18 protein-coding genes are annotated in these 21707 nt (G+C 46.3%); 10 read left to right on the forward strand and 8 right to left on the reverse strand.

Annotated features, from left to right (window positions below; all coding sequences use genetic code 11):
- Positions 1–22: 22 nt before the first annotated feature.
- The 3 genes from BGX14_RS12755 to BGX14_RS12765 all read left to right on the forward strand — a co-directional run bounded on the left by BGX14_RS12755 (position 23) and on the right by BGX14_RS12765 (position 2621).
- Positions 23–766, forward strand: coding sequence for a hypothetical protein (locus tag BGX14_RS12755; protein ID WP_143394148.1), 744 nt, complete (start codon positions 23–25; stop codon positions 764–766).
- 87 nt (positions 767–853) lie between these two features.
- Positions 854–1813 carry an IS30 family transposase gene (locus BGX14_RS12760; RefSeq protein WP_095878741.1) on the forward strand — a complete coding sequence of 320 codons (960 nt, stop codon included), beginning with the start codon at positions 854–856 and terminating at the stop codon, positions 1811–1813.
- A 55-nt stretch (positions 1814–1868) separates the two neighbouring features.
- On the forward strand, positions 1869–2621 hold the full coding sequence (locus tag BGX14_RS12765; protein ID WP_095880079.1) for a hypothetical protein: 753 nt from the start codon (positions 1869–1871) through the stop codon (positions 2619–2621).
- A 209-nt stretch (positions 2622–2830) separates the two neighbouring features.
- On the opposite strand, the gene BGX14_RS12770 is transcribed toward BGX14_RS12765, so the two are convergent.
- Positions 2831–4066, reverse strand: a complete 1236-nt coding sequence (locus tag BGX14_RS12770; RefSeq protein ID WP_095879753.1) for an IS256 family transposase — start codon at positions 4064–4066, stop codon at positions 2831–2833.
- Between the two features lie 26 nt (positions 4067–4092).
- A complete protein-coding gene (locus tag BGX14_RS12775; protein WP_095880372.1) occupies positions 4093–5208 on the reverse strand; it encodes a restriction endonuclease subunit S in 1116 nt (371 codons plus the stop codon).
- Positions 5209–5322: 114 nt separating this feature from the next.
- Here BGX14_RS12775 and BGX14_RS12780 point away from each other — a divergent pair, with 114 nt between their 5' ends.
- Complete coding sequence (locus BGX14_RS12780) at positions 5323–5658, forward strand: transposase (protein WP_095878959.1); 336 nt, start codon at positions 5323–5325, stop codon at positions 5656–5658.
- 11 nt (positions 5659–5669) lie between these two features.
- Positions 5670–6623 (forward strand): DDE-type integrase/transposase/recombinase, encoded by a 954-nt coding sequence (locus BGX14_RS12785; RefSeq protein ID WP_095878958.1) that lies wholly within the window; start codon positions 5670–5672, stop codon positions 6621–6623.
- A 21-nt stretch (positions 6624–6644) separates the two neighbouring features.
- Here BGX14_RS12785 and BGX14_RS12790 read toward each other — a convergent pair whose 3' ends face one another.
- The 4 genes from BGX14_RS12790 to BGX14_RS12805 form a co-directional block, all read right to left on the reverse strand.
- Positions 6645–8099 carry an ATP-binding protein gene (locus BGX14_RS12790; RefSeq protein ID WP_095880080.1) on the reverse strand — a complete coding sequence of 485 codons (1455 nt, stop codon included), beginning with the start codon at positions 8097–8099 and terminating at the stop codon, positions 6645–6647.
- A gap of 90 nt (positions 8100–8189) precedes the next feature.
- The gene (locus BGX14_RS12795) at positions 8190–10064 is read right to left on the reverse strand and encodes a class I SAM-dependent DNA methyltransferase (RefSeq protein WP_095880081.1); all 1875 of its coding nucleotides are present in this window, start codon (positions 10062–10064) and stop codon (positions 8190–8192) included.
- Positions 10057–11610: an ATP-binding protein gene (locus tag BGX14_RS12800; protein WP_233126550.1), complete on the reverse strand. Its 1554-nt coding sequence runs from the start codon at positions 11608–11610 to the stop codon at positions 10057–10059. Before BGX14_RS12800 ends, BGX14_RS12795 begins: the two co-directional genes overlap by 8 nt.
- A 13-nt stretch (positions 11611–11623) precedes the next feature.
- Positions 11624–14749: a type I restriction endonuclease subunit R gene (locus BGX14_RS12805; protein ID WP_095880083.1), complete on the reverse strand. Its 3126-nt coding sequence runs from the start codon at positions 14747–14749 to the stop codon at positions 11624–11626.
- 164 nt (positions 14750–14913) lie between these two features.
- On the opposite strand from BGX14_RS12805, the gene BGX14_RS12810 reads away from it, so the two are divergent.
- Both BGX14_RS12810 and BGX14_RS12815 read left to right on the forward strand, forming a co-directional pair.
- On the forward strand, positions 14914–15168 hold the full coding sequence (locus tag BGX14_RS12810; RefSeq protein WP_143394250.1) for a hypothetical protein: 255 nt from the start codon (positions 14914–14916) through the stop codon (positions 15166–15168).
- Positions 15169–15190: 22 nt separating this feature from the next.
- Positions 15191–15748, forward strand: a complete 558-nt coding sequence (locus BGX14_RS12815; protein ID WP_198951213.1) for a GNAT family acetyltransferase — start codon at positions 15191–15193, stop codon at positions 15746–15748.
- Between the two features lie 178 nt (positions 15749–15926).
- Here BGX14_RS12815 and BGX14_RS12820 read toward each other — a convergent pair whose 3' ends face one another.
- Complete coding sequence (locus BGX14_RS12820) at positions 15927–17159, reverse strand: cysteine desulfurase (protein WP_095880086.1); 1233 nt, start codon at positions 17157–17159, stop codon at positions 15927–15929.
- A gap of 895 nt (positions 17160–18054) precedes the next feature.
- On the opposite strand from BGX14_RS12820, the gene BGX14_RS12825 reads away from it, so the two are divergent.
- Positions 18055–19167, forward strand: coding sequence for an FISUMP domain-containing protein (locus BGX14_RS12825; protein ID WP_095880087.1), 1113 nt, complete (start codon positions 18055–18057; stop codon positions 19165–19167).
- Between the two features lie 2 nt (positions 19168–19169).
- Positions 19170–20153 carry an EF-P lysine aminoacylase EpmA gene (epmA, locus tag BGX14_RS12830; protein WP_073302579.1) on the forward strand — a complete coding sequence of 328 codons (984 nt, stop codon included), beginning with the start codon at positions 19170–19172 and terminating at the stop codon, positions 20151–20153.
- On the opposite strand, the gene BGX14_RS12835 is transcribed toward epmA, so the two are convergent.
- Entirely contained in the window at positions 20134–20610 is a 477-nt protein-coding gene (locus BGX14_RS12835) for a TlpA disulfide reductase family protein (RefSeq protein ID WP_078776031.1), read from the reverse strand. The two genes, epmA and BGX14_RS12835, sit on opposite strands and share 20 nt — an antisense overlap.
- A gap of 29 nt (positions 20611–20639) precedes the next feature.
- Here BGX14_RS12835 and BGX14_RS12840 point away from each other — a divergent pair, with 29 nt between their 5' ends.
- Positions 20640–21707, forward strand: coding sequence for a type IV pilus twitching motility protein PilT (locus BGX14_RS12840; RefSeq protein ID WP_073302325.1), 1068 nt, complete (start codon positions 20640–20642; stop codon positions 21705–21707).

Raw genomic sequence — 21707 nt, forward strand, 5'->3', positions numbered from 1 at the left:
CATTAATGAAAATGGAATTGATTTGTTCATTGATTTAGGTACATCGCAATTTAAAAGGACAATACCTTCAAATATTGATTTAATGATTTCTCATTCACATGCGGATCATATGGATGGAGGGATTGTTGGTGCTAATGCAGGAATAAACATGCTTTATGTTCCGGCTTATTTTCCTGAATATTCGGCAATTATTAATCGACTTTTAAGTAGACCGAACTTTCCTTTTCCCGGTAATGTCAAATTTGTATATGATGGCATGTCGTTATATTCAGGTTTGATTCAAATTATGAATCCTCCGTTAGATCCGTGGAATTATTGGCCAGACATTGAAGACGACGCATCTTCAATAGATAATTTTTTGCGAAGTATAGAAAATCCAATTAGGGGAAAGGATGTCTTTGTTAATTCAATTTATGATGATATTCGAAATGTAACTCGGGACCAAATATCTAAAGAAAATTCACTCCTTTTTATTGAACGAATGCTGGCTAGATTGGCTTGGTTGTATGTTAATGGAGGGAATAATTTAATATACGCAATCAATAGTTTTCGTAATTATGATGCAAATGTATTGTCAATTATTTTTTCATACAAGAGAGATGATGGAAAAGTTTTTTTGTTTACGGGAGACGCCAATAAAAAGCAATTTTACAGAATTATGCAAAACTCGACGAATGCATTAAAATGTAATTTATTGAAAGTCCCTCATCATGGAAGCAAAAAAAGCTCGCGAATTTTCACCGTCAATGCGACTGATATAGGTTGAATCGGGAAGAAAAAAAGTTCCCTAGGGCTAGCCCCTGGGGAACCTGGCCGAAACTTTTCTACCTTGCCGATTCTACCAAAAAAGGACATGGCGGTGAGTCTCAACCAAGCACAAAGATACGAAATACGAGCGCTCAATGCGGCAAAGATCCCCCCGAAAAACATAGCCTTGCAGCTGAAGGTCCACAAATCCACAATCTACAGGGAACTAAACAGGGGCGGCGGCCGCCAGCATTACGACCCGGTCAAGTCGCAGGAACGGGCAGACCTCCTTGCCGCGACAAGTCACCTGCATTACGACTACGACGAGGACGACTGGAAAATCGTGGACGGGAAAATCAAGGAAGACTACTCTCCCGAACAGGTGAACGGACGCGCGAAACTCGATGGGATGGGTGTCCCTAGCGTCGCCACGATATACAGGCATGTGAACAAGGACGAGGACCTGAAGAAGCACTTGCGGCACGGCAAGAAACCATACCGTAAGCGCGGGGAGAAGAAGGACAAGAGAGGCCAGATTGTAGGCCGCGTGCCCATCGAGGAACGTCCGGCAATCGTGGACGAGAAATCACGCGTAGGCGACATCGAGATAGACCTGATAAACAGCGCGGACCATGACGCGAACCTGCTCACGATCAACGACAGGATGACGAATTACAGCCTGATAAGGTATCTTCCGACGAAGAACGCGAAAGACCTGAAGAGAACGCTTGTGAGGGCGCTGAAGGACTTTGAGAAAACGTTCGAAGTCAAGATTCTCACAATCACTTCGGACAACGGGAAGGAGTTCGCCTGTCACGCAGAAATAGCGAAAGCTATGAAGGCGGATTACTACTTTGCGAACCCGTACCACTCCTGGGAGCGCGGTGCCAACGAGAACATGAACGGTCTAATACGCCAATATCTTCCCAAGAAGGAGTCGTTCAAGGGAATCTCTCCCCGGAAAGTTCGCTGGATACAGGATAAACTGAACAACAGGCCTCGAAAAAGGCTTGACTTTATGACCCCTTTAGAGTATATTTATACGCAAGTTAAACTACAAACCTAAGTCGCGTTAGCGACGAAAATCCGCCTGTGAAAAAGACCCTACTCTATGCATTCCGATGCTTTCTACCCCGGAATGGGAAGATGATTGTCAAAAAGAAAAGGATTTTGATACTACCATTGAACTAAATGTCATCAATGACACAGAAGATATGGGGGTAATGCATCAGGTAAATGCTTTTGATGCTTATACTCTGATTTTTTTAAGAAATGTCACCCATGTTATTTTTAAGACAGATACAGATTCTATTGAGTACAAAAAAGATTGCATTAACGATGGCGGTAGGCAAAAAGTTACACTGAAAAAACTTGTGCAAGGTGAAGAAAAAGAGATTGGAGTGTTTTATTACTTTGATGAAGATGATGGAAAATTTGGTCCCAAATACGCTATAGCCATCCCCTGTAATTTTGACGAGAATTTCCGTGGATGCATGTATACCTTTTTCCCGATATTGGATAAAAAAAGTCCTTTCCCGTTATTAATGCATTCAACTTTTGATTTGTCTTCTAACCGAAATTCTATAAATGCTGGACAACGCAATAGGCAACTATTTGAAAATTTATTGGATTTTTTTGTTGGCCAGGTGACGAAGTATTTTACCACGAAAGAAGACTGTGCGAATGTTCTAAAACTGATAAAACCTATCAGTTTTAGTGAATCATACGATTTTAGTACTCCTTTTGAAGGCTTATTTGACAAATATCTGGAAATTTGCAGGAAATATGTAAAACTTCAAACGGTTAACGATGAATTTTTTGCGATAACAGAGGTTCTGTCAAATAAACTGTGTCATTTAGTTTTTGTTAGCTAAAAAAAGAGCTTTGAAATTTCAAAATTGAAGAAGCGAAAAGCAAAATCAAAGCGATGTTTTTTCAACTCGATTTTGTCTTTGCGACAACTTCAAATTTCTCCTTTTGAAGCAATTCAAATATAACAAGAAATGATAAAATTATCATTCCTTGTTTGAAAAAAAATCATCCAATTAAAGTTTTTGTGTTTCCGTTTGGGGGCGGAGAAAATTCATTTTGGAATTTGATTTAAGTTGAGTGGATTAAATCTTTGACCAAAAAGAATCGATAATTTTTGTACGCAAGTTGTCCAGTTTTGCAATGGCTTTTTCCACTTCTTTTTGATATTTCGATACGCCAAGTACACGAGTTTTACAAGCGAGTCATCATTTGGAAACAGACCTTTTGTTTTTGTCACTTTTCGAATTTGGCGATGATAACCTTCGACAGTATTTGTCGTATAAATAATGCGACGAATTTCACTTGGATAATCAAAATAACACGAAAGTTTATCCCATTTTTCTTTCCAAGATTGAATGACGATTGGATATTTTTTTGCCCAATTTTCTTCTAATTTTTTTAGTGCAATTTCGGCTTCCGTTTTGGTCGATGCCGCATAAACTAACTTCAGTTCTTTCAAAAATTCTTTTTGTGATTTTGCGTTAATGTACTTGAGTGAATTTCGAATTTGATGCACTACACACAACTGAACATTGGTCTTTGGAAACACGGATTCTATTGCGTCCGGAAAGCCTGAAAGTCCGTCTACACAAGCGATGAGAATGTCTTCCACTCCGCGATTTTTCAAATCGGAAAGGACTTGCATCCAGAATTTTGCACCCTCGCTTTGCGACACATACATGCCTAGCAAATCTTTGTAACCATTTGAATCAACACCGATGACATTGTAAATTGCTCGCGTTGTTACGATGCCTGATTCATCTTTTACTTTGTAATGAATTGCGTCCATCCAAACGATGGGATAAACCGTTTCTAAACGTCTCGTTCTCCATTCGTTAATCTCTGGCCACACGCGTTCTGTGATGTTGCTAATGGTATCGGCTGAAATGTATTCGCCAAAATCATCTTCCAAATATTTTTGAATATCGCGCATACTTTGTCCGAGTCCGTAAAGGCCGATAATTCGGTCTGCAAGACCTTCGGCAAGCACGGTTTGACGTTTCTTCACAATCTCAGGATTAAAGCTTCCTTCGCGGTCTCTAGGCGTGTTTATTTGGACTGCTCCGTATGCCGTTTTTATCTCTTTCGGCATTTTCCCATTGCGCCGATTTTCTCGATTTTCGGGCTTTGTTTTTTCCAAATGAACATCCATTTCCGCTTCTAATGCAGCATTCAAAAAATCTTCCAATACTTGGTGAAATGCTCCGTCTTTGCCAAAAATTGGCTTTCCTGTTTTGAACTGAGATGCTGCTTTTTTGATCATCTCTTTATATTCTTCGTGTGTCATCATAGTTCCTCAATTTACATCATTTTTCAAATGATGCTTGGTGGTGAATGACACAGTTTTATGGATAGAGTCTTTAAATCCGCCATACGAATACCTCGTTGCGCAACACCATGTGCATGCAGATCACAATAAGATTGAACGTCGTCAGATAAAAGCATTAAATACAAGAACTCTTTTGACACGCATTCGTTTACTCTCATTGTAAAGACTGATTCACTAACATTCCAATTATTTGTTGGAATATCAATAAGATATACTCGCCCTATTGTGCCAATGCCCGAAAAAAGAATATCACCAGTTTTTAAATCAGATCGTTTGTTTATTTTTTCCAAGGCTTCATCATTTACTCGGTCACATTTATCATCAAGATAAATATTGTTATCACCCATATTTTTTATGGTTACATAAAAATTTTTCCCTTGACCTAAAACAAAATTCTTTCTCGGGTTTAATCCCGTTGTTATCTTAGAAAGAGCACTTCCAAGAGTAACTTTCCTCCACCCCTCCGGCAGTCCATCTACGATTTTGATGGTTTCGTAGCCGGGGAAGCGGAGGTCGATGAACCATTGTTTGTAGAGGCGTTGGGCGGCTTCTTCGAGGAGTTTTATTTGCTTCTGGTTGTTTTCAATTAGGTCATCGTAGGCGGAAAGGATGTCGGCAATGCGTTTTTGCGTTTTAAAAGACGGAACAGAAATCTCTAAATTTTTTATACCATCTATCGTTACGGCTTTTTGAGCGGTCCCCTTTGCTATAGCATCTATTTTCTTTTGACCTTCATGTGAACAAATCCAATAATAAAGAAATCTAACATCAATGTCTTCTTTGAAATCCTTCAACCATGTCAAATTTCCATCTGCAAAGTAAAATTTATCGTTGTCTTTATAAATATAAGGAACTCCATATGAGCCACGTGTGGTTATCAACAAATCACCTGGTTCTGGAACTCCATATTGCTTCTTTACGTTTTCGTAAAATTCTTCACGAATATAGTCGTAGTCCGAGACAAGTTCCCCTCTGACTTTTTGAATAATCTGCTTTGAACAATAAAAGGGAACACCAGAATCACTTCTTTCTGACAAATGAAATCTTTTGCTCGATGTAACAATTGCAATATCGCCTAATTTCACTTTCTGCCAAGCCATCAGAAAACATCCTCCTTGGATTGCCACGGGCTTCGCCCTTGTAGCGCTTAACCGCAACTTGGAAAAAATTGAGGAAGCTAATAAGGTGTATATTTCCAACCAAGGAGCCACCTTATGGCAGAAGAAAATAAACCTGAAAAACAGAAACGTCGCCGCCTGAGTGCGGAGGACAAAGTCAAAATCCTGAGCGAAATTCTCCTCAAGGGCAGGGGCTTATCTGAACTTGCGGACGAGTACAAGATACATCCGAACAAAATTCTCGAATGGAGGAAGGTACTTTTCGAATCCGCTACGGGGATTTTCGAGCAGAAACGCCCCGACATAACCGAAAAGGCGCAACAGCGTAAAATAGACGCTCTCGAGAAAACCCTGGCCGACAAGGATGCCGTCATCGCCGACATCGCTCAGGAGAACCTGGCCCTCAAAAAAAAATTAACTGGCCGTCCCTAGGAAAGAAGAAAATGAGCCTCTCCGAACGGACCGCCATCATTGCGGAAATCGACGCCATTTACGCAAGGACGGGAATCGCCCCGTCCAGGCTGGTATCCTTTTTGGGAATCCCGCAAAGTACATGGAACAACTGGGTTTCGCGGAGGAAGGCGGAAACGCGGCATAACCACGATACGCCGAAGTCCAACTGGATGACCCCGGAAGAGACTCGCGCCATCGTCGACTTCTGCAAACAGTACAAGGACCATCTGCATGGATACCGCTACCTGGCCTGGCTTATGGTAGACAGGGATATCGCATACGCCCGTCCATCGACGGTTTACAACATACTGAAGAGGAACAACCTTTTCGGCAAATGGGCTTTTCCTGCGGAAGCGCGGAAAAAGGGGTTCGACCAGCCGACACGTCCGAATGAACAGTGGCATACGGATTATTCCTACGTCAGAGTTTGCGGAGTGTTCTTCTACTTCGCCTGCGTCCTGGACGGGTTCAGCCGCAAGGTTCTCGTCTGGGACCTTTTCTCCACGATGGAAGGCTTGAACGTTGAAATTCTCGTGACCAGGGCGAAGGAACTCCATCCCGATGCGCATGCCCGCATAATCCACGATAACGGGAAGCAGTTCGCCTCGAAGGATTTCCTCGATCTGGTTTCGAAACTTGAACTCAGGGAGACCTCTACATCTCCCTTCCATCCGCAAAGCAACGGGAAAGTGGAACGTTTTCACAAGACCCTCAAGGCGGAGGAAGTCCGTCGTGACGCTTACCAGGACTATTCCGATGCAAAGAGGAAAATGTCGGACTGGATCAATTACTACAACTCGGAACGGCTACATTCCGCAATCGGATTCCTGACTCCTGACGAGGTTTTCGCAGGAAAGATGGAGGAACGACTTGCAGAACGAAGAACAAAATTGTATAATGCGACAAGAGAACGTGAGGACTATTGGGCTAACCAACCGACCTGACGGAATCCCTTATTAGCTTTGTTAAAATTTTCCAAGTTCAACTTGGGCGGGACACCCTCGCAATGACGCATTGGGAGGTTCTTTTGCTCCGCTCTTGTTTCTTCGCTTTGATTTGCCGTGGTTGGCATGTTCGGTTAGTCCGCGTAAATCTACTTTGTATGTTCCCAAATCCATTTTTTCGTTATTCAGGAACATCAGCATGTATATGGGGCAATACAAGACTTTTTCTTTGACGCAGAGATTGTCGTTGCAGAAAACGACGGCCTCATGAATGTCGTAATTTACCGTTTCCAGGGCATTCTTTAAGGCATTGTGCCGCTTGTAATCCTTGCCCGACTTGATTTCTATGGGGAGAACACGCCCATTCCGCTCAATGACAAAATCCAGTTCGCCTTGTTTTTTGCTATTGAAATAATAAAGGTCAAATCCGTGTGCTTTCAATTCCATCGCAGCCACGTTTTCATAAACGGAACCGAAATGGATGGCGTTTTCACCATTCAAGATTTTCAGTTGTATTCCGTTCGCGTATTGGCAAGTAAGGAGTCCGACATCGTTCAAGAACAGCTTAAACAAGTTGCGCGAACGCGAAAGGAGCAAGGGGATTTTAGGTTCATCTACGTTGTAAACGGGGAGAGCCACCCCTGCTTCTTTCAACCAGATAAAGGAATTTTCATGACGGGAAAATTTGATATTCTCGTTCAATTTTTTTAGAATGAATCTCTTGTTCTGGTTATTCAGTTCCGGCGGGATCAGGTCAAAAATTTCGTTCAGATAAAGTTTGTTTTCTGGGTCGTACTTGGCAATGTCCTTCTTGTACAATTCAATGATGCCCTGTTGAATTTCCAATATGTTTTGGATATTATTCGATTCTAAATACTCGGCAACTGCAGCGGGCATGCCACCAACAACCAAATACAGGCGGAAAATCTCCATCATCTTTTCGTGGATTACAGAATCAACTTCCACCTTGTTCTCGAAAGCGGCTCGTACCGAATCCAGGACCTCGGCCTGAACGCCCACCGCCCTTGCAAATTCCTCAAAATCCAGAGGGTACATTTCCTTGATGGTTAAAAAACCGACAGGAAGGGAACGTATGTCCTTGAGTTCAACTCCAAGAAGCGATCCGCTCAGAATATAACGGTAAGACCCGTCCTCAACCAGAAACTTGATTGCGGTAACGGCATCGGGGCATTCCTGGATCTCGTCCAAGAAAATCAGGGTTTCGCCCTTGACCAATTTTGTTTCGGCGTAGGCCGACAGGCGTAAAAGGATGTTTGAACTATCAGCACCTTCGAACACGGACTTGGCAGACGGAGATTCAAGGAAGTTGATTTCTACAAAACGCTTGAAATGCGTCCTTCCGAACTCCCGAATGGAACTGGTCTTGCCGATTTGCCTGGCACCGGTCACAAGCAACGCGTTCTTGTGCTTTGCATAGAAATCAGCCAAATAGTTGTCGATTTTACGTTGAATCATCAGTTTTTCCGTTTATCCAACCTTAAAATATCTAATTTTGTCCGTTTTTCCAACTATTTTTACAATATTTTTGCCCGTTTTTCCATTTTCTCACAAGCCGAGTTCCTTCATGTTCTTGGAGATGGTCTTCATGAGGGCGTTGCTTTCGTCCTGGAGTTTCAGGAGTTCCTGGTGGATTTCGGTCATGCGTTCGGCAAAATCCACGCCGTCGTCTTCTACGGGAGCGACACCTACATAGGCGCCGGGGGTCAGGCTGTAGTTCTTTTCGGCGATTTCAGCACGGGTGGCAATTTTGCAGAGTCCAAGAATATCCTTGTACTTGCCGTCACCGAATTTTTCGTAGAGCCAGTCGGCTTCCTTGGCGACTCCGATGATTTCGTCGAGTTCCGCAAGGCGGGCGTCCCATTCTTCCTGGGTTTTCTTCTTGCTCTTTTTGTCGGCGGCTTCTACGGCGGTTTTCGCCTGCGCACGGAGCGTTTCGCGGTGTTCCTTGAGTTCCGCGAATATTTTTGCAATCTTTGCGGACTTGCGGAGAATCTTTTCGAGTTGTTTGTCTTCGGTGGTGTCGGCGTAGGCAAGCAAGGCGTTGCGGTATTCCACAAGCAAGTATTCATACTTGTCCGTTTCGCCGCGGTAGAGCCAAACGATGGCGTTCAAGTTCTTGAGTTGCCATTCGTTCCATTCGTTTAGGGTGCGGTCCACAACGGTGTAATAGTTGCGGGCGTCGATGAACAGGACCTTGTCCTGAATTTTCTTCTTTTTGCCCTTGTCAAAGAACCACAGGGTGCACGGCAGGCTCTTGGTATAAAAGAAGTTGTTGCCCACGCTTATCATGCAATCCACGTGTCCCGTAGCCACCAGCTTTTCGCGGATGTCCTTGTCCTTGCTCTGGCTGTCTGTCGCGGAGGCGGCCATCACAAAGCCCGCGCGGCCGGTTTCGTTCAGGTAGCTGTAGAAGTAAGAAATCCACAGGTAGTTTCCGTTGCCGATTTCCTTGTCTTTGTTTACCGCAGGGAGCCCGAAAGGGAGTCGCCCGGCATTCAGGCAGCTTTCCGCTTTTACCTTATCCACATTGAAGGGCGGGTTCGCCATCACGTAATCGCATTCGCCTGCAAGGTTGTGCGCATCGTGATAGAAAGAGTTTGCCTCGTCGCCCGATTTTACAACTCCGGTAAGCCCGTGCACCGCCATGTTCATCTGGCAAAGTTGTGCGTTGTATTCCACCTTTTCCTGGCCGTAAAAAGTCATGGTTTCGTTGCTTGCCATGCCGGCGGCATTTACAAAGTCGCCGGTCTGCACGAACATGCCACCGCTTCCGCAGGCAGGGTCCAAAAGCACGCCATAAGCGGGCTCCAGCACATTTACGATCATTTTCACCAAGGACTTGGGCGTAAAAAAAACGCCATCGTCGCTAGCGATATTCTTGGCAAATTTACTGAGGAAGTACTCGTAAATTCGGCCCATCACGTCGCCGCCCACATCATCGAGGGCATTGTTGTTGAAGGTGCGCAAAAGTTCGGCAAGCAGTTCGTCCTTGAAATCGGTGTAGGTCTTGGGCAATACGCCTTTCAGCTTTTCACTCTGGGCTTCGACAAGTTCCATGGCGTTGTTCACGACTTCGCCAAGGCTGTTGAGCGGCTGACCGTGCGCGTTCTTGAGTTTTGCCGATGCAATATTTGCGGGCAAGTTCACCAGATAATTAAATTGAGCTTCTTTCGGGAGGAACAACGCACTCTTGGACGCAAAATCGCTAGGTTCAACAGGGAGAACGCGGCCACCGCGACTCGGGCGGTTCTTGAGAATTTCGGCTTCGACTCTCTTGAAGCGTCCATAGGCATAACGCAGGAACAAAAGTCCCAAAACAGGCATGCAATACTGATTCGACGTCAACTTGGAATCGGCACGGAGCAAGTCCGCAGATTCCCACAAATCGGCTTCAAGTTTCTTTAAACTCTTGTTATCCATTTTGGTCCTTAGTATTCTTTTCTATAAAAAACACGTATTTGCCCTTACCAATCCCTGTGACTGGTTCAATGATATTCATCAATTTCATTTTCTTTATAAGGCCCGTTGCCGTCGGTGGAGAACATTTCAAAATATCCATAAGAAGACTTGCTCCAAAAACCTGGTTGATATGGATATTTTCGACAATTTTCAGCAATTTTTCCCTTGTAGTCGCGTTCATACTAGCATCTAAAATTGCAGATTTCAGCCGATCAATCCCAAGGTTTTCAGGGTCAATCCCAAGGTTTTCGGGATCAATCCCAAGGTTTTCGGGGTCAATCCCAAGGTTTTTGGGGTCATTTCCCGTTTTTTGGGGGTCAATCCCAAGGTTTTGGGAGGCAAATCCCGCATTTTTGACGATTGCCTTCAAAATAAAGGAGTCCTGTTTGTATTCCGGCTTGGGCAGTCCCTGCGCTTCCATTTCCCGGCACATACGGTCCACACCTTCGCCAAAATCCTTCACGTACTTGTAATCTTTCAAGTATTCCGCGATATGGGAATTGCGGGCAAAGTGGGAATTACGAATCTTGTTGATTTTCACCTGACTGGGCAAATTCCCCGGAGATTCAACTACCAAATGGTCATCGAACATCTTGATTTGGATTTCGGTTCCGCGAATGGAATAATCCCTATGGGTTACCGCATTTACGACCAGTTCCGTACGCACAAATTCCGGATATTCAAGTTCGGTGGTAAAGATTCCGCCCGCAGTCAAATAAGTGCGTTCCTTGATTTGCGTTTGGATGTAGGCAACCGCCTGGCGAACCTGCTCCAAAATGCGACCTTCAAAAGTCACATCCTTGATAACGTTCATCTCGGCACCGAACTTTTCTTCTGTACCTTCGTAACGGATAAATCTGACTCGGGCCCTCGGGAAAAACGACTGGGGTTTCTTGCCGAACAGCAAAATTGCAGCAACGCTGAGTTGCAATTCGCCCTCTTTCTCTTTTGCAAAGTTCTTGTTCTGCAGCAAATACTCTCGTGGGGATTTAGAATATCCGATTAAGTCCAAGTATTCTTTAAGATAAGATTCCTCTATATCTTCGTAGCAGGAGTCTGGAACAAGAAAATCTTCAAAGGAACGCAACCCTTTGTCGAGGGGCAACGTCAAACGGTCATCGTAAGAAAGGAGCTTAGACTTGTCGCCCACACGCATATAAACATCATGCGCCTGGTTTTCGTGAACAAAGGGGCTTGCCTCTATGTGGAATACCAGCACATGGTTCGGCTTACCTTTAGCATCAACGCATTCAACAAGTTCATGAGCAAAAGGAACCGTCGGCGAACAAAAATCCATCGGAACACGCAAGAGTTCATTGACATCTTTTTCACGATGGTCAACACCCTCGATGCGACGATTTTTATCAGAAATGCCGACAACGATGATTCCCCCGTCGGCATTTGCAAAAGCGCACACATGGTTAGAAAAATCCTTCGGAGCAATGTTTACGCTCTTGCGGTCAAAAGCCTGGGATTCTTCCATAGCGAGAATATCTTCTATACGCACTGGTCCTCCAGATTTATGCTACTCTATAATGGGTGTAAACGTATTCGTAAACGCGGGCGCGATACATGTTGATGGCCACGTCGTCGTAACTTTCGGGCAACTCTTTCCAGAGCGTGTCGCGAATGAGAGTGTCCACAGCGGCCTTGGTTTCTTGCTTGTCGGTCCAGTGGTCCAGACTCCCAATTTTCGCCTTTATCTTTTCGAGCAATTCTACGGCGACCGATTTCAACTTCTTGATGTCCTGCTTGCTCAAGTTGTCCTTGAAAAGCAAGTCATACATGGAGAGTTCTTCGTCGTTCTTGAAACCTTCACGGACAAAGCGCTGTTGCTCGGAATCCATGGACGACGCCAAATCCATCAAGTCCATAAAGGTCTTTTCGATGGTCGCACGGTCCTGTTCGCTATTGTAGGCGTTGATGATTTCTTGGTAACGCTCGTAGAAATTGATTCTGCCAGCGTTGGTCGCCAACAGCAAAGAAAGTCGCTCCTTTAACAGTTCTTCCAAATCGCGGAGCAAAAGGTTTTTATGCTTTGCCCTGGCAAATTCCCGACCGAGCAATTCAAAGTCAATCTTGCTGATGTCGAACTGCTTGGGGTTCTTTTTACCGCCTACGTCCATCTGAACGTATTCGTTCACAATCTTGTTCAGTTCCACCATCAAATCCACATTGGTCACATGACGGCGTTTTGCCTTCAGGTTGCGGGCGACCGCGTCAATCGCGTTTATCTTGGCGCGATTTTCGGCTGTGACGTCTTCGCGGTTCGTGTAGCGTACCAGGCGAGAAAGTTCGGCGGCGTATGTGGAGAAGGTCTTCTTGTTTTCTGCCGAAGAACAGACTGCATTTGCTGTGTCTTGGATTGCGGCAATCTTATCAAAGCCCTTGGATTCAACAACCTTTGCAAGGGGAGCGTTGAGGCCGCCTAAAAATGCTTCCGTTTGTGCAATAATTTCGATAATGCGATTCAGCAATTCCGACTTGTCGATTGTCGGGTCGGCACGCCCGCCGCTCACATTGTTCGTATAATCGGCGAGAGCCTTGCGCAATGCCTTCACGATGCCCGCATAATCTACAATCAGGCCGTTGCTCTTGCCCTCGTTCACACGGTTCGCACGGGCAATCGTCTGCATCAGCGTGTGAGCCTTCAACAGTTTATCCAAGTAAAGGCAACTGAGGCACTTGACATCGAAACCGGTGAGCCACATGGCACAAACGAACACAACGCGGAATTTATTTTTGGGGTCCTTGAATTCCTTGTCCAGTTCCCGCTTTTCCATCTTGGTGCGGTGCGGAGTAATGTCCAAGCCCCACTTGGCAAAAGTCTGCTGTTCGTTCTGTTCTTGGCTTACGACGACCGCCATTTCCGTTTCGCGCATCCACTGGATTTTGCGCTCCAGTTCCTGGGCTTCTTGCTGGGTTGCAATTTTCAACTGCTTTTCGAGAGCTACGATTTCTTCGGCCCAATATTCCTGAACGAAATTGTACATGCGGACGCAAGTCACCTTGTTCAGGCAAACAAACATCGCCTTGCCGCTAGTCCAAAGGTCTGAATAATGATGTGCAAAATCTTTTGCAACCAAGCGCAATCGCGGCTCTGCCGTAAGCAGGTGGTATTCCTTGGCAAAATCCTTTTCCAATTTTTCTTGCTGTTCCGGGTCAAGGTCTGCGGCTTCAATCGCATTGAGAATCTTGTCCGTAATTTCAGGATTCTTGAGTTCCTTGATTTTGTCGGCACGATTTTCGTAATAGAGCGGAACTGTCGCACCATCTTCTACGGCTCGCTTGAAATCGTAAATAGAAATGTAGCCGCCGAAAGTTCTTTCGGTGATGTTGTCATCTTTCAAAAGCGGAGTGCCCGTAAAGCCGATACGCGATGCCGTCGGGAGCAAGGCACACATGTTGTCTGCAAAAATTCCGTTCTGGCTACGGTGCGCTTCGTCGGACATCACTAAAATATCGTGATCCGGATAAATCGGGGTCAAATCTTTCTTGTTGAACTTTTGAATCAGCGTAAAGATGAAACTCGGGTTGCCCTTGAGTTTTGCGACAAGGTCGTTCCCGCTCGTGGCAATGAACTTGGATGCTTTTACCTTGCCGAGCATTCCGCAATTTTCAAACGTATCGCTAATCTGCTTGTTCAGTTCGTCACGGTCCGTAAGGATGACGATTGTGGGCGAACCTTTTGCACAACGGCGAATCTTCTGCGACAGGAACAACATCGAGTAGCTTTTGCCGCTCCCTTGCGTATGCCAGAAAACGCCCAACTTGCCATTGCGAAGTTTGCGGTCTTCGTACGCTTTGAAAGCTTCGTTTACGCCAAGATACTGGTGGTTGCGGGCGAGAATCTTGACCGTATTTCCATCGGAATGATCGTAAAGAATGAAATTCGCCAACAGGTCAAGGAATGTTTCTTTTTTGCAAATTCCGCGAAGCATCGTCTGGAGCGCAACGGAACCCGCATCGGATTCCTTGAGGCGTTTCCATTCGTGGAAAAAATCATACTTGCTGCCAAGCGTTCCGACTTTCGCCTCTACGCCATTAGAAAGCATCAAAAACGCGTTGTAATAGAAAAGCTGCGGAATCGTCGAAAGATAATCCGTGTAGTTGTCATCGTAGGCGTTTTGCACAGCGACATCGTTACGCTTGAGTTCCACAAACAAAAGCGGGATGCCATTAACAAAGCCGACTATATCGGTACGGCGGCGATAAATTTCGCCGTGAATTTTCATCTCCTTGACGGCGAGAAAATCGTTGTTTTCGGGGTTCGAAAAATCAATGACAAGAGCCCGCTTGACATCCGAAGTTCCATCAGGTTTCTTGTAAGAGACAGGAATGCCATCACGAATAAAGCCGTACTTTTCTTCGTTGATTTGAAGCAGCGAAGACGTGCTGAGTGTCGCCGTGAATTTTTGCACGGCCTCGTCAATTTGCGCAGGCGTTATCCACGGATTCAGCTTTTGAAGTGCTTTGCGAAAATACCGATGCAACAAAACTTCTCTGTAAGAGGTGCGCCCGAATGTTCCGTTTTCGCCTAACTCTTCTTCATTATACGCAAATACAACACGCCAGCCCAGCTCGTGCTGGAGCAGGTCGCCGACGCTCTCTTGAACAAGGATATTTTCGCTGTATTCGTAGGACATAAAAGCCAAACTATTCCAATGTAAATATAAACAAAATAGGTTGTCATAAAGTGCCAGAAACCTCGGGCCAATTAACAAGGGGATTTTTTGAGATTAGATATTAGTGAATGTTTGTTCAGTCAAACAAAAGGCAACTAACTTTCTGCCTTTTCGCATGTAGGCAGATGGAAGTATATAACTGGCTTGATGTTCCTTTTTTAATAATGTATATTAGACTGGAGGAGATACGTAGAATGGCTACATCGAGCATAAAAAAGAACTTTACCGTGGCAGGGACCAAGCAACTTGAGTCCTTCATCAAAGCCGTGGATCACTCGCTAAAGGCCCCCGCTCTCAAGAGCCAGGTCAAATCAGACTTTCTAAGCGGAGTTTCCGGTTTAAGAAAACTTTCTCGCCTTAGAAAAAAAAATGGTTTCTAAATCCTATTTTGTTGTTAACATCATGGAGTATCTAGACAAAGCTCCTATGGAAGAGGACTTTTCCCGTCTTCGAAATTTTTACGAATGTCCCCAGAACAAAGATGTCGAGTGCTTCTTGAAAAAGTCGTCTGTAGATTTCGCCAAAAAACATCAAGCTGTAAGTTACCTGGTCTTTTCGCAAGCGAACGGAGCGTTCTTGGGATACTTCTCGTTAGCTATAAAAACTATTTCTGTGAAAGCGCAAAATGTTTCCAAAACCATTCAAAAAAAGCTCTCGCGTTTGAGTGCATTAGATGACGACGGTGTGTACAACATCCCCGCATACCTGATTGCACAACTTGGCAAAAATTTTCAGGCAGGGTTAAACGACACCATTTCTGGAAATGAACTATTGTCCCTTGCAATGGAGCAGATTTTACTTATGCAGCACAGCGTCGGCGGGGTTCTTTGTGTTTTGGAATGTGAAAACAACGAAAAGCTTTTGAATTTTTATTGCACACAGAACCATTTTGTCGAATTCGGAACAAGAAAAACAAAATCTTCCGACAAGAATCTTTTACAACTGCTAAAGACAATCTAGTTGCAGCTTGATAATTACGGTTTATAGATAACGAGAATAAGAGCTAACTCAATGTTAAACTCGCGCCCCAAACCGCGAGGAAAGGGGCTATGTCTGTGGGAAATGATGGAAAAAAGGGGACGGAGATTTTGGCGTGCGTGGCTGGAAAAAGACAGAAGAGTTCTTTCCGAACGGTTTTCTATCCGAAAATGCGGTTCACGCGGAGCAAACCTTCGACAAGCCTATCGATTTCCCATTTTTCCGTGTAGGCACCAAAGCTTGCGCGAATCGTCGCCGGGATGCCGAAGCGCGTCATGACCGGTTGTGCGCAATGATGCCCGCTGCGAACGGCAATGCCGTCTTCGTCTAAAAGGGTGGCCACGTCGTGCGGGTGCGCAGCGTCTAGTGTGAAGCTCAAAAGGGAACCCCGCCGTTTTGGATTTCCCAAAATATGTAGTCCCGAAATGCCCGAAAGTTTTTCTTCGGCGTATTGCAGAATTTCTTGTTCGTGGGCGTATATCGCATCGATTCCCACGTTGTTTATCCAATCGATGGCGGCCCCGAGTCCAATCACTTCGGCAATGGGAGGCGTTCCCGCTTCAAAACGGTCAGGCGGAAGAGCGAAAGTCGTCTTTTCAAAAGTCACCTGGTCGATCATTTCTCCGCCGCCTTCGACCGGGGGCATTTCTTTGAGGATGTCGTATTTGCCGTAGAGAACGCCGATTCCCGTGGGGCCGTACATTTTATGGCCCGAGAAGGCGAGAAAGTCGCAATCCAAATCCTGCACGTCGATTTTTATATGGGGGGCGCTTTGGGCGGCATCGATGAGAATTTTGATTTCCGGATCGATCTTTCGGATGGTCCGGATCATTTCCTTGACCGGATTTTCGGTGCCGATCGTGTTGCTGATGTGCGCAAAGGCGACAATCTTCGTTTTGCCGGGGATGACAAGTTCCGGGATTTTTTCGAGAATCAGGTCTCCGTCATCGGCTACGGGAATCACTTTGAGCTTTGCTCTGCGCTCTTCGGCGATGAGCTGCCACGAGACGATGTTGGCGTGATGTTCGAGTGCGCTGATGACGATTTCGTCACCATCCTTCAAAAATTTCCTGCCGTAGCTCCAGGCGCAGAGATTGATGCTTGCCGTGGTGCCGCGAGTAAAGACGATTTCGTTTTCGCTTTGGGCGTTGATGAATTTGGCAACTTTCTTGCGGGCGGATTCGTAGGCGTCTGTCGTTTGGGCGGACATCGTATAAACACCGCGCTTAATGGAACTGTAGTGCTTGCGATAAAAATTATCCATGGCGTCGATGACGAATTCCGGCTTTTGCGTCGTTGCAGTGCTGTCTAAAAAGGCGAAAGGCTTGGAATCTTTGTCGTGCAATGCCAAAACGGGAAATTGCTTGCGGATTTCATCAACGTTATAATTCATGCGCAGAAAATAGAAAATTTAACCTCTAACCACGAATCCCTTACCGTTCGGAAGGCCTGCCGCTCATGGACCGGTTATCGAAGGGAGAAAGTCGAAGCAAACCGGTTTTTGCACGTTTTCACGTGAAAATTTGTTGCCGCAGGAAGTTTTGGCTCGTTTTCAGATGAAAATGGCCCGGCTCGGAAATTTTTGGCCCGTTTTCACGTGAAAATGGCTACAAAATGTGCAAGCTACAGTCGTCATTGCGAACCCCAAGGGGGTGTGGCAATCTTTTTTCCTGTTGACAAGATTGCTTCGCTTTGCTCGCAATGACGAGGTGCCAGCAAGGATTGCTTCGGCTTTGTATCCCTGAAACTAGGGATCTCCGATTCCGTAGTTGAAGTATCCCTGGAAGAGACAATTCGCCTAAAGGAAGCGGAGCTTCCAAGGCTCATGGGGCCTTGCTCGCAATGACGTGCCGCTGGTGTGGATTGCCACGGCTTTGCATCCCTGAAACTAGGGATCTCCGATTCCGTAGTTGAAGTATCCCTGGAAGAGACAATTCGCCTAAAGGAAGCAGAGCTTCCAAGGCTCATGGGCCGCTATCGTGGCTCGCAATGACGGGAAACCCGCACAGATTGCCACGGCGCTATCGCGCCTCGCAATGACGAGATGCCAGCCAAGATTGCTTCGGCTTGTTCGCAATGACGTACTCTGACTACTTGCGATTCATTTGACGAAGGCCGACTTTGCGCTGAAACGGGCTTTCCCCCGAAAACGAGAAAGAAACGGCTGGATGCCGTTTCTCCTATACTCCCAACTGCTTGTCGAACTAGTCGAAGGGCACAAGTCGCTAATCCTTAACAAATAAATCGGGTGGAATTTTATATAAGTCCCAAATTTTTATATTGTGCGCATGAAAAAATCGCTATTCTTACTTCTTTTTTTCGCTGGCGTTGTGAGTGCCGCCGCCCCCAAAGTTTCTAAAGCCTGTTCTAAATCAAATGGAGAAAAATCTTGCTCGGAATCGTTGCTTCAGCTTGCGGAGCAAGGCCGCGCGGGGGATACTTCCGCCATCCAGCTTTACGGCAAAACCCTTGCCGTTGTGCGCAAAAACAAGAAGATGATGAAGCCCGTCATGGTCAAGGTCGATACTCTTGTCTGGGAAAATTGCAAAAAGAAAGAATCGGAAGCTTGCATTGAAGCTTGTGTCGCTCGTACGGATTCCTCTTTTTTGCGGAGCGACGCTCCGGATTCCGCAGCCTGCGCCGAACGTCCGCAGAAACTGGTATCGAAAAAAATCAGCCTTCCCACGCCGTCGCCGATGAAAAATTTTATAGACTCCCTTTCGACGGATGTGTTTTGGAATTCTCCGTTCTCTCTGGCTAAAAATTGGCTTCTTGCCATTGGCGACTCGGTGATTCCGAGTATCGATTCGGCGCAGGCTTTCTTGCTTGCCGCAGACCCTTCCGATTTTATCAGTGCCCGCAGAAAATTCCATTTTTGCGCAGCCTATGGCGATTCTTTGGACGCCCGCTTGGATTCTCTGAATGCTCCGGTTCGCTGCCCGGTAATTGGAAGCATCGTGGATTCGCGGGACAATCGTTCCTACCGTGTAGAACGTTTCGGGGAAAAAATCTGGACCATTGACAATGCGAATTTTGACATCCCGGATTCTTCGGCGTGTTACGACGGGGATTCGTTGAATTGCGAAAAGTATGGCCGCCTTTATACATTTGCTGCTGCGCAAAACGCTTGCCCAGAGGGTTTCCATGCGGCAACGGACGAAGACTTTGATGCGCTTTCTCCATTGGATGCGGCGGATTTTGCTGTTACTGTGGAATTTGGCGGCTACTTCAATCAGAATGGCATTTGCGCTTTGGCTGGTGAGGGAACTTATTTTTGGACGGCGACCGAAGAAGATGCTTCCCGAGGATATGTGCGCAATCTTTTCTCGGATGCGACGGCGTTGGACAAGGCTTCCGTGGACAAGCGTTTTGGGCTTTCCGTTCGCTGCGTGAAGGATTGATTTTGTCATCCGAAAATCAAGTGCGTGCGGTGCGTTTTGAACCGAATTGCTCTTTGGAAACGTGGAAAGCTCGGCTGGCTTTGACCGAAAAAGTTCGTGCCTTTTTTAAAGCGCGTGGCGTGATGGAAGTTTCGACTCCTGTGCTTTCGCGGGCGAGCGGAACCGATGCGCATCTGGATTATTTTGAAACGGTCGGCAAACCGGCGCGTTATTTGATGACGAGTCCGGAATTTCATCTGAAGCGGCTTCTGGCGTCAGGTTTCGGCGATATTTTTGAAATCGCTCACGCATTCCGTCAAGACGAAGTCGGGCGCAAGCACAATTCGGAATTTGAACTGGTGGAATGGTATCGCGTCGGAATGCCTTACGAGGAATTGATGTGCGAAGTCGAAGATCTGGCTTCGGAAATTTTGGGCGATTCGGTAAAAGCGGAACGCTTGACTTTTCGGGAAGCCTATTTGCGGTATGCGCAGGTGGATCCGTTTACGGGAAGCCCTGACGATTTTAGACTTGCTTTGAAAAAAAACGACGTGCCCGATGTGGAAGGTTCCGATTCGTTTACGCGCGAAGACTGGTGGGACTATCTGATGGTGACGCTGGTGGAATCGCATTTGGGAAAGGAGTCCCCGCAATTTTTAATGGATTATCCGGAAAGCTGTGCGGCTTTGGCGCAGACATACGTGAATGCGAAGGGCGATCGGGTGGCCAAACGCTTTGAACTTTATATCCGGAATATGGAACTTTGCAACGGTTACGAAGAATTGACCGATGCGGCGGAACAGCGTCGTCGTTTTGAAGCCGACATCGCCTGGCGCAAAGCGCAGAATAAGCCTGTGCCGGCCATGGATGAACGTTTCCTTGCCGCGTTGGACCATGGAATGCCTGCGGCTTCGGGCGTCGCTATGGGGTTGGATCGCTTGTTTATGCTCGCTCTGGGAAAATCGAAAATCGAGGACGTCGTTTTGTTTATGGACGACAATTCTTAGCGGCGTCGCCTAAGGCCCGTTCGATTTGGCTTCGGACGATTTCGTCATTCAGAGGGCCGACTTCCCGCAGTTTAATGCTTCCGCTGCTGTCGATTAAAAAATGGGTGGGGATGGCCCTCGGGTGTCCGAATTTCTTCATCAGCTGAAAATTCCAGTATTCGACCGGATAAGGAATCTGCTTGGCTTTTACAAATTCCCGCATCGTCTTTTCGTCGTCGTCCTCGTTGATGCCGATGACGTGAAGCCCGCATGGGGAATAGTCGGCGTAAATCTGCTTGAGAGTCGGCAATTCCATGTTGCAGTAGCCGCACCAGGACGTATGAAAAACGAAAAGGGTCACGCCATCGTAGCCTTCGATTTTCTCCGGAATGCGGTCGTAGGCGGCGTCGCTGCAAGCCGCACAGAAAAGCGCCGAAATGAGGGATGCGCCTAAAAGGATTTTTTGAAAGTTGAGCATTGTATAAACAATTTAGTTATATTCAAAACATGGCTTACAATATTCAAGATCTTCTTTCTGAAATGGTGAAACGCGGCGCTTCGGACTTGCACATTACGGCGGGAATTCCTCCGATGCTCCGCTTGGCGGGAAAGCTTGCTCCGATGGGAACGGAAACCCTGAAACCGGACGAGACGATGCGCATGACTTACAGTCTGATGAACGAACTCCAAAAAAAAGCGTTTGAACAGAACAAGGAATGCGATTTTTCTTTTGGCATTGCGAATCTTGCCCGCTTCCGGGCGAACGCCTATCTGCAGCGCGGTTGCGTCGCCTTGGCTCTTCGAATTATTCCTCTGGAAATCAAGACTTTTAAGGATTTGGATTTGCCGCCGATCATTGCCGAGTTTACGACCCGTCCTTCGGGACTCGTTTTGGTGACGGGATCTACGGGTAGCGGTAAATCGACGACTCTTGCTGCGATGATTGACAAAATCAACAAGGAACGGCACGAGCATATTTTGACGATTGAAGACCCGATTGAATTTTTGCACAAGCACCAGAATTGCATGGTGAATCAGCGCGAAGTCGGCAACGATACGAACAGTTTTTCGCAGGCTTTGAAAATGGCTCTCCGTCAGGATCCGGATATTGTTCTCATCGGCGAAATGCGCGATTTGGAAACCATCCGGGCGGCATTGACGATTGCCGAAACGGGCCACTTGACATTGGCGACTCTCCATACCAATTCGGCGGTGCAGACCATTAACCGTATCGTGGACGCCTTTCCGCAAGGGGAACAGCAGACCGTTCGGACGCAGCTTTCCTTTGTGCTGCAAGGCGTCGTCTGCCAGATGCTTCTTCCCAAAATTGGCGGCGGTCGTGTGATGTGCTACGAAGTGATGAATGTGACGCCAGCCATTCGCGCGCTTATCCGCGACAATAAATCGCACCAGATCGGATCGATGATTGAAATCGGCCAGAAGTTCGGCATGAACACGATGAATATGCGTCTTGCGGAATTGGTCCGTCAAGGAAAACTCGAACATTTTGAAGCTCTTGCCAAATCTCCGGATCCGAACCAGCTCGAAAAAGAGCTTGAAAAAATAGGAGTCTAA

Origin of the sequence: Fibrobacter sp. UWS1, assembly GCF_002300445.1 — a bacterium.
Taxonomy (GTDB): Bacteria; Fibrobacterota; Fibrobacteria; order Fibrobacterales; family Fibrobacteraceae; genus Hallerella; species Hallerella intestinalis.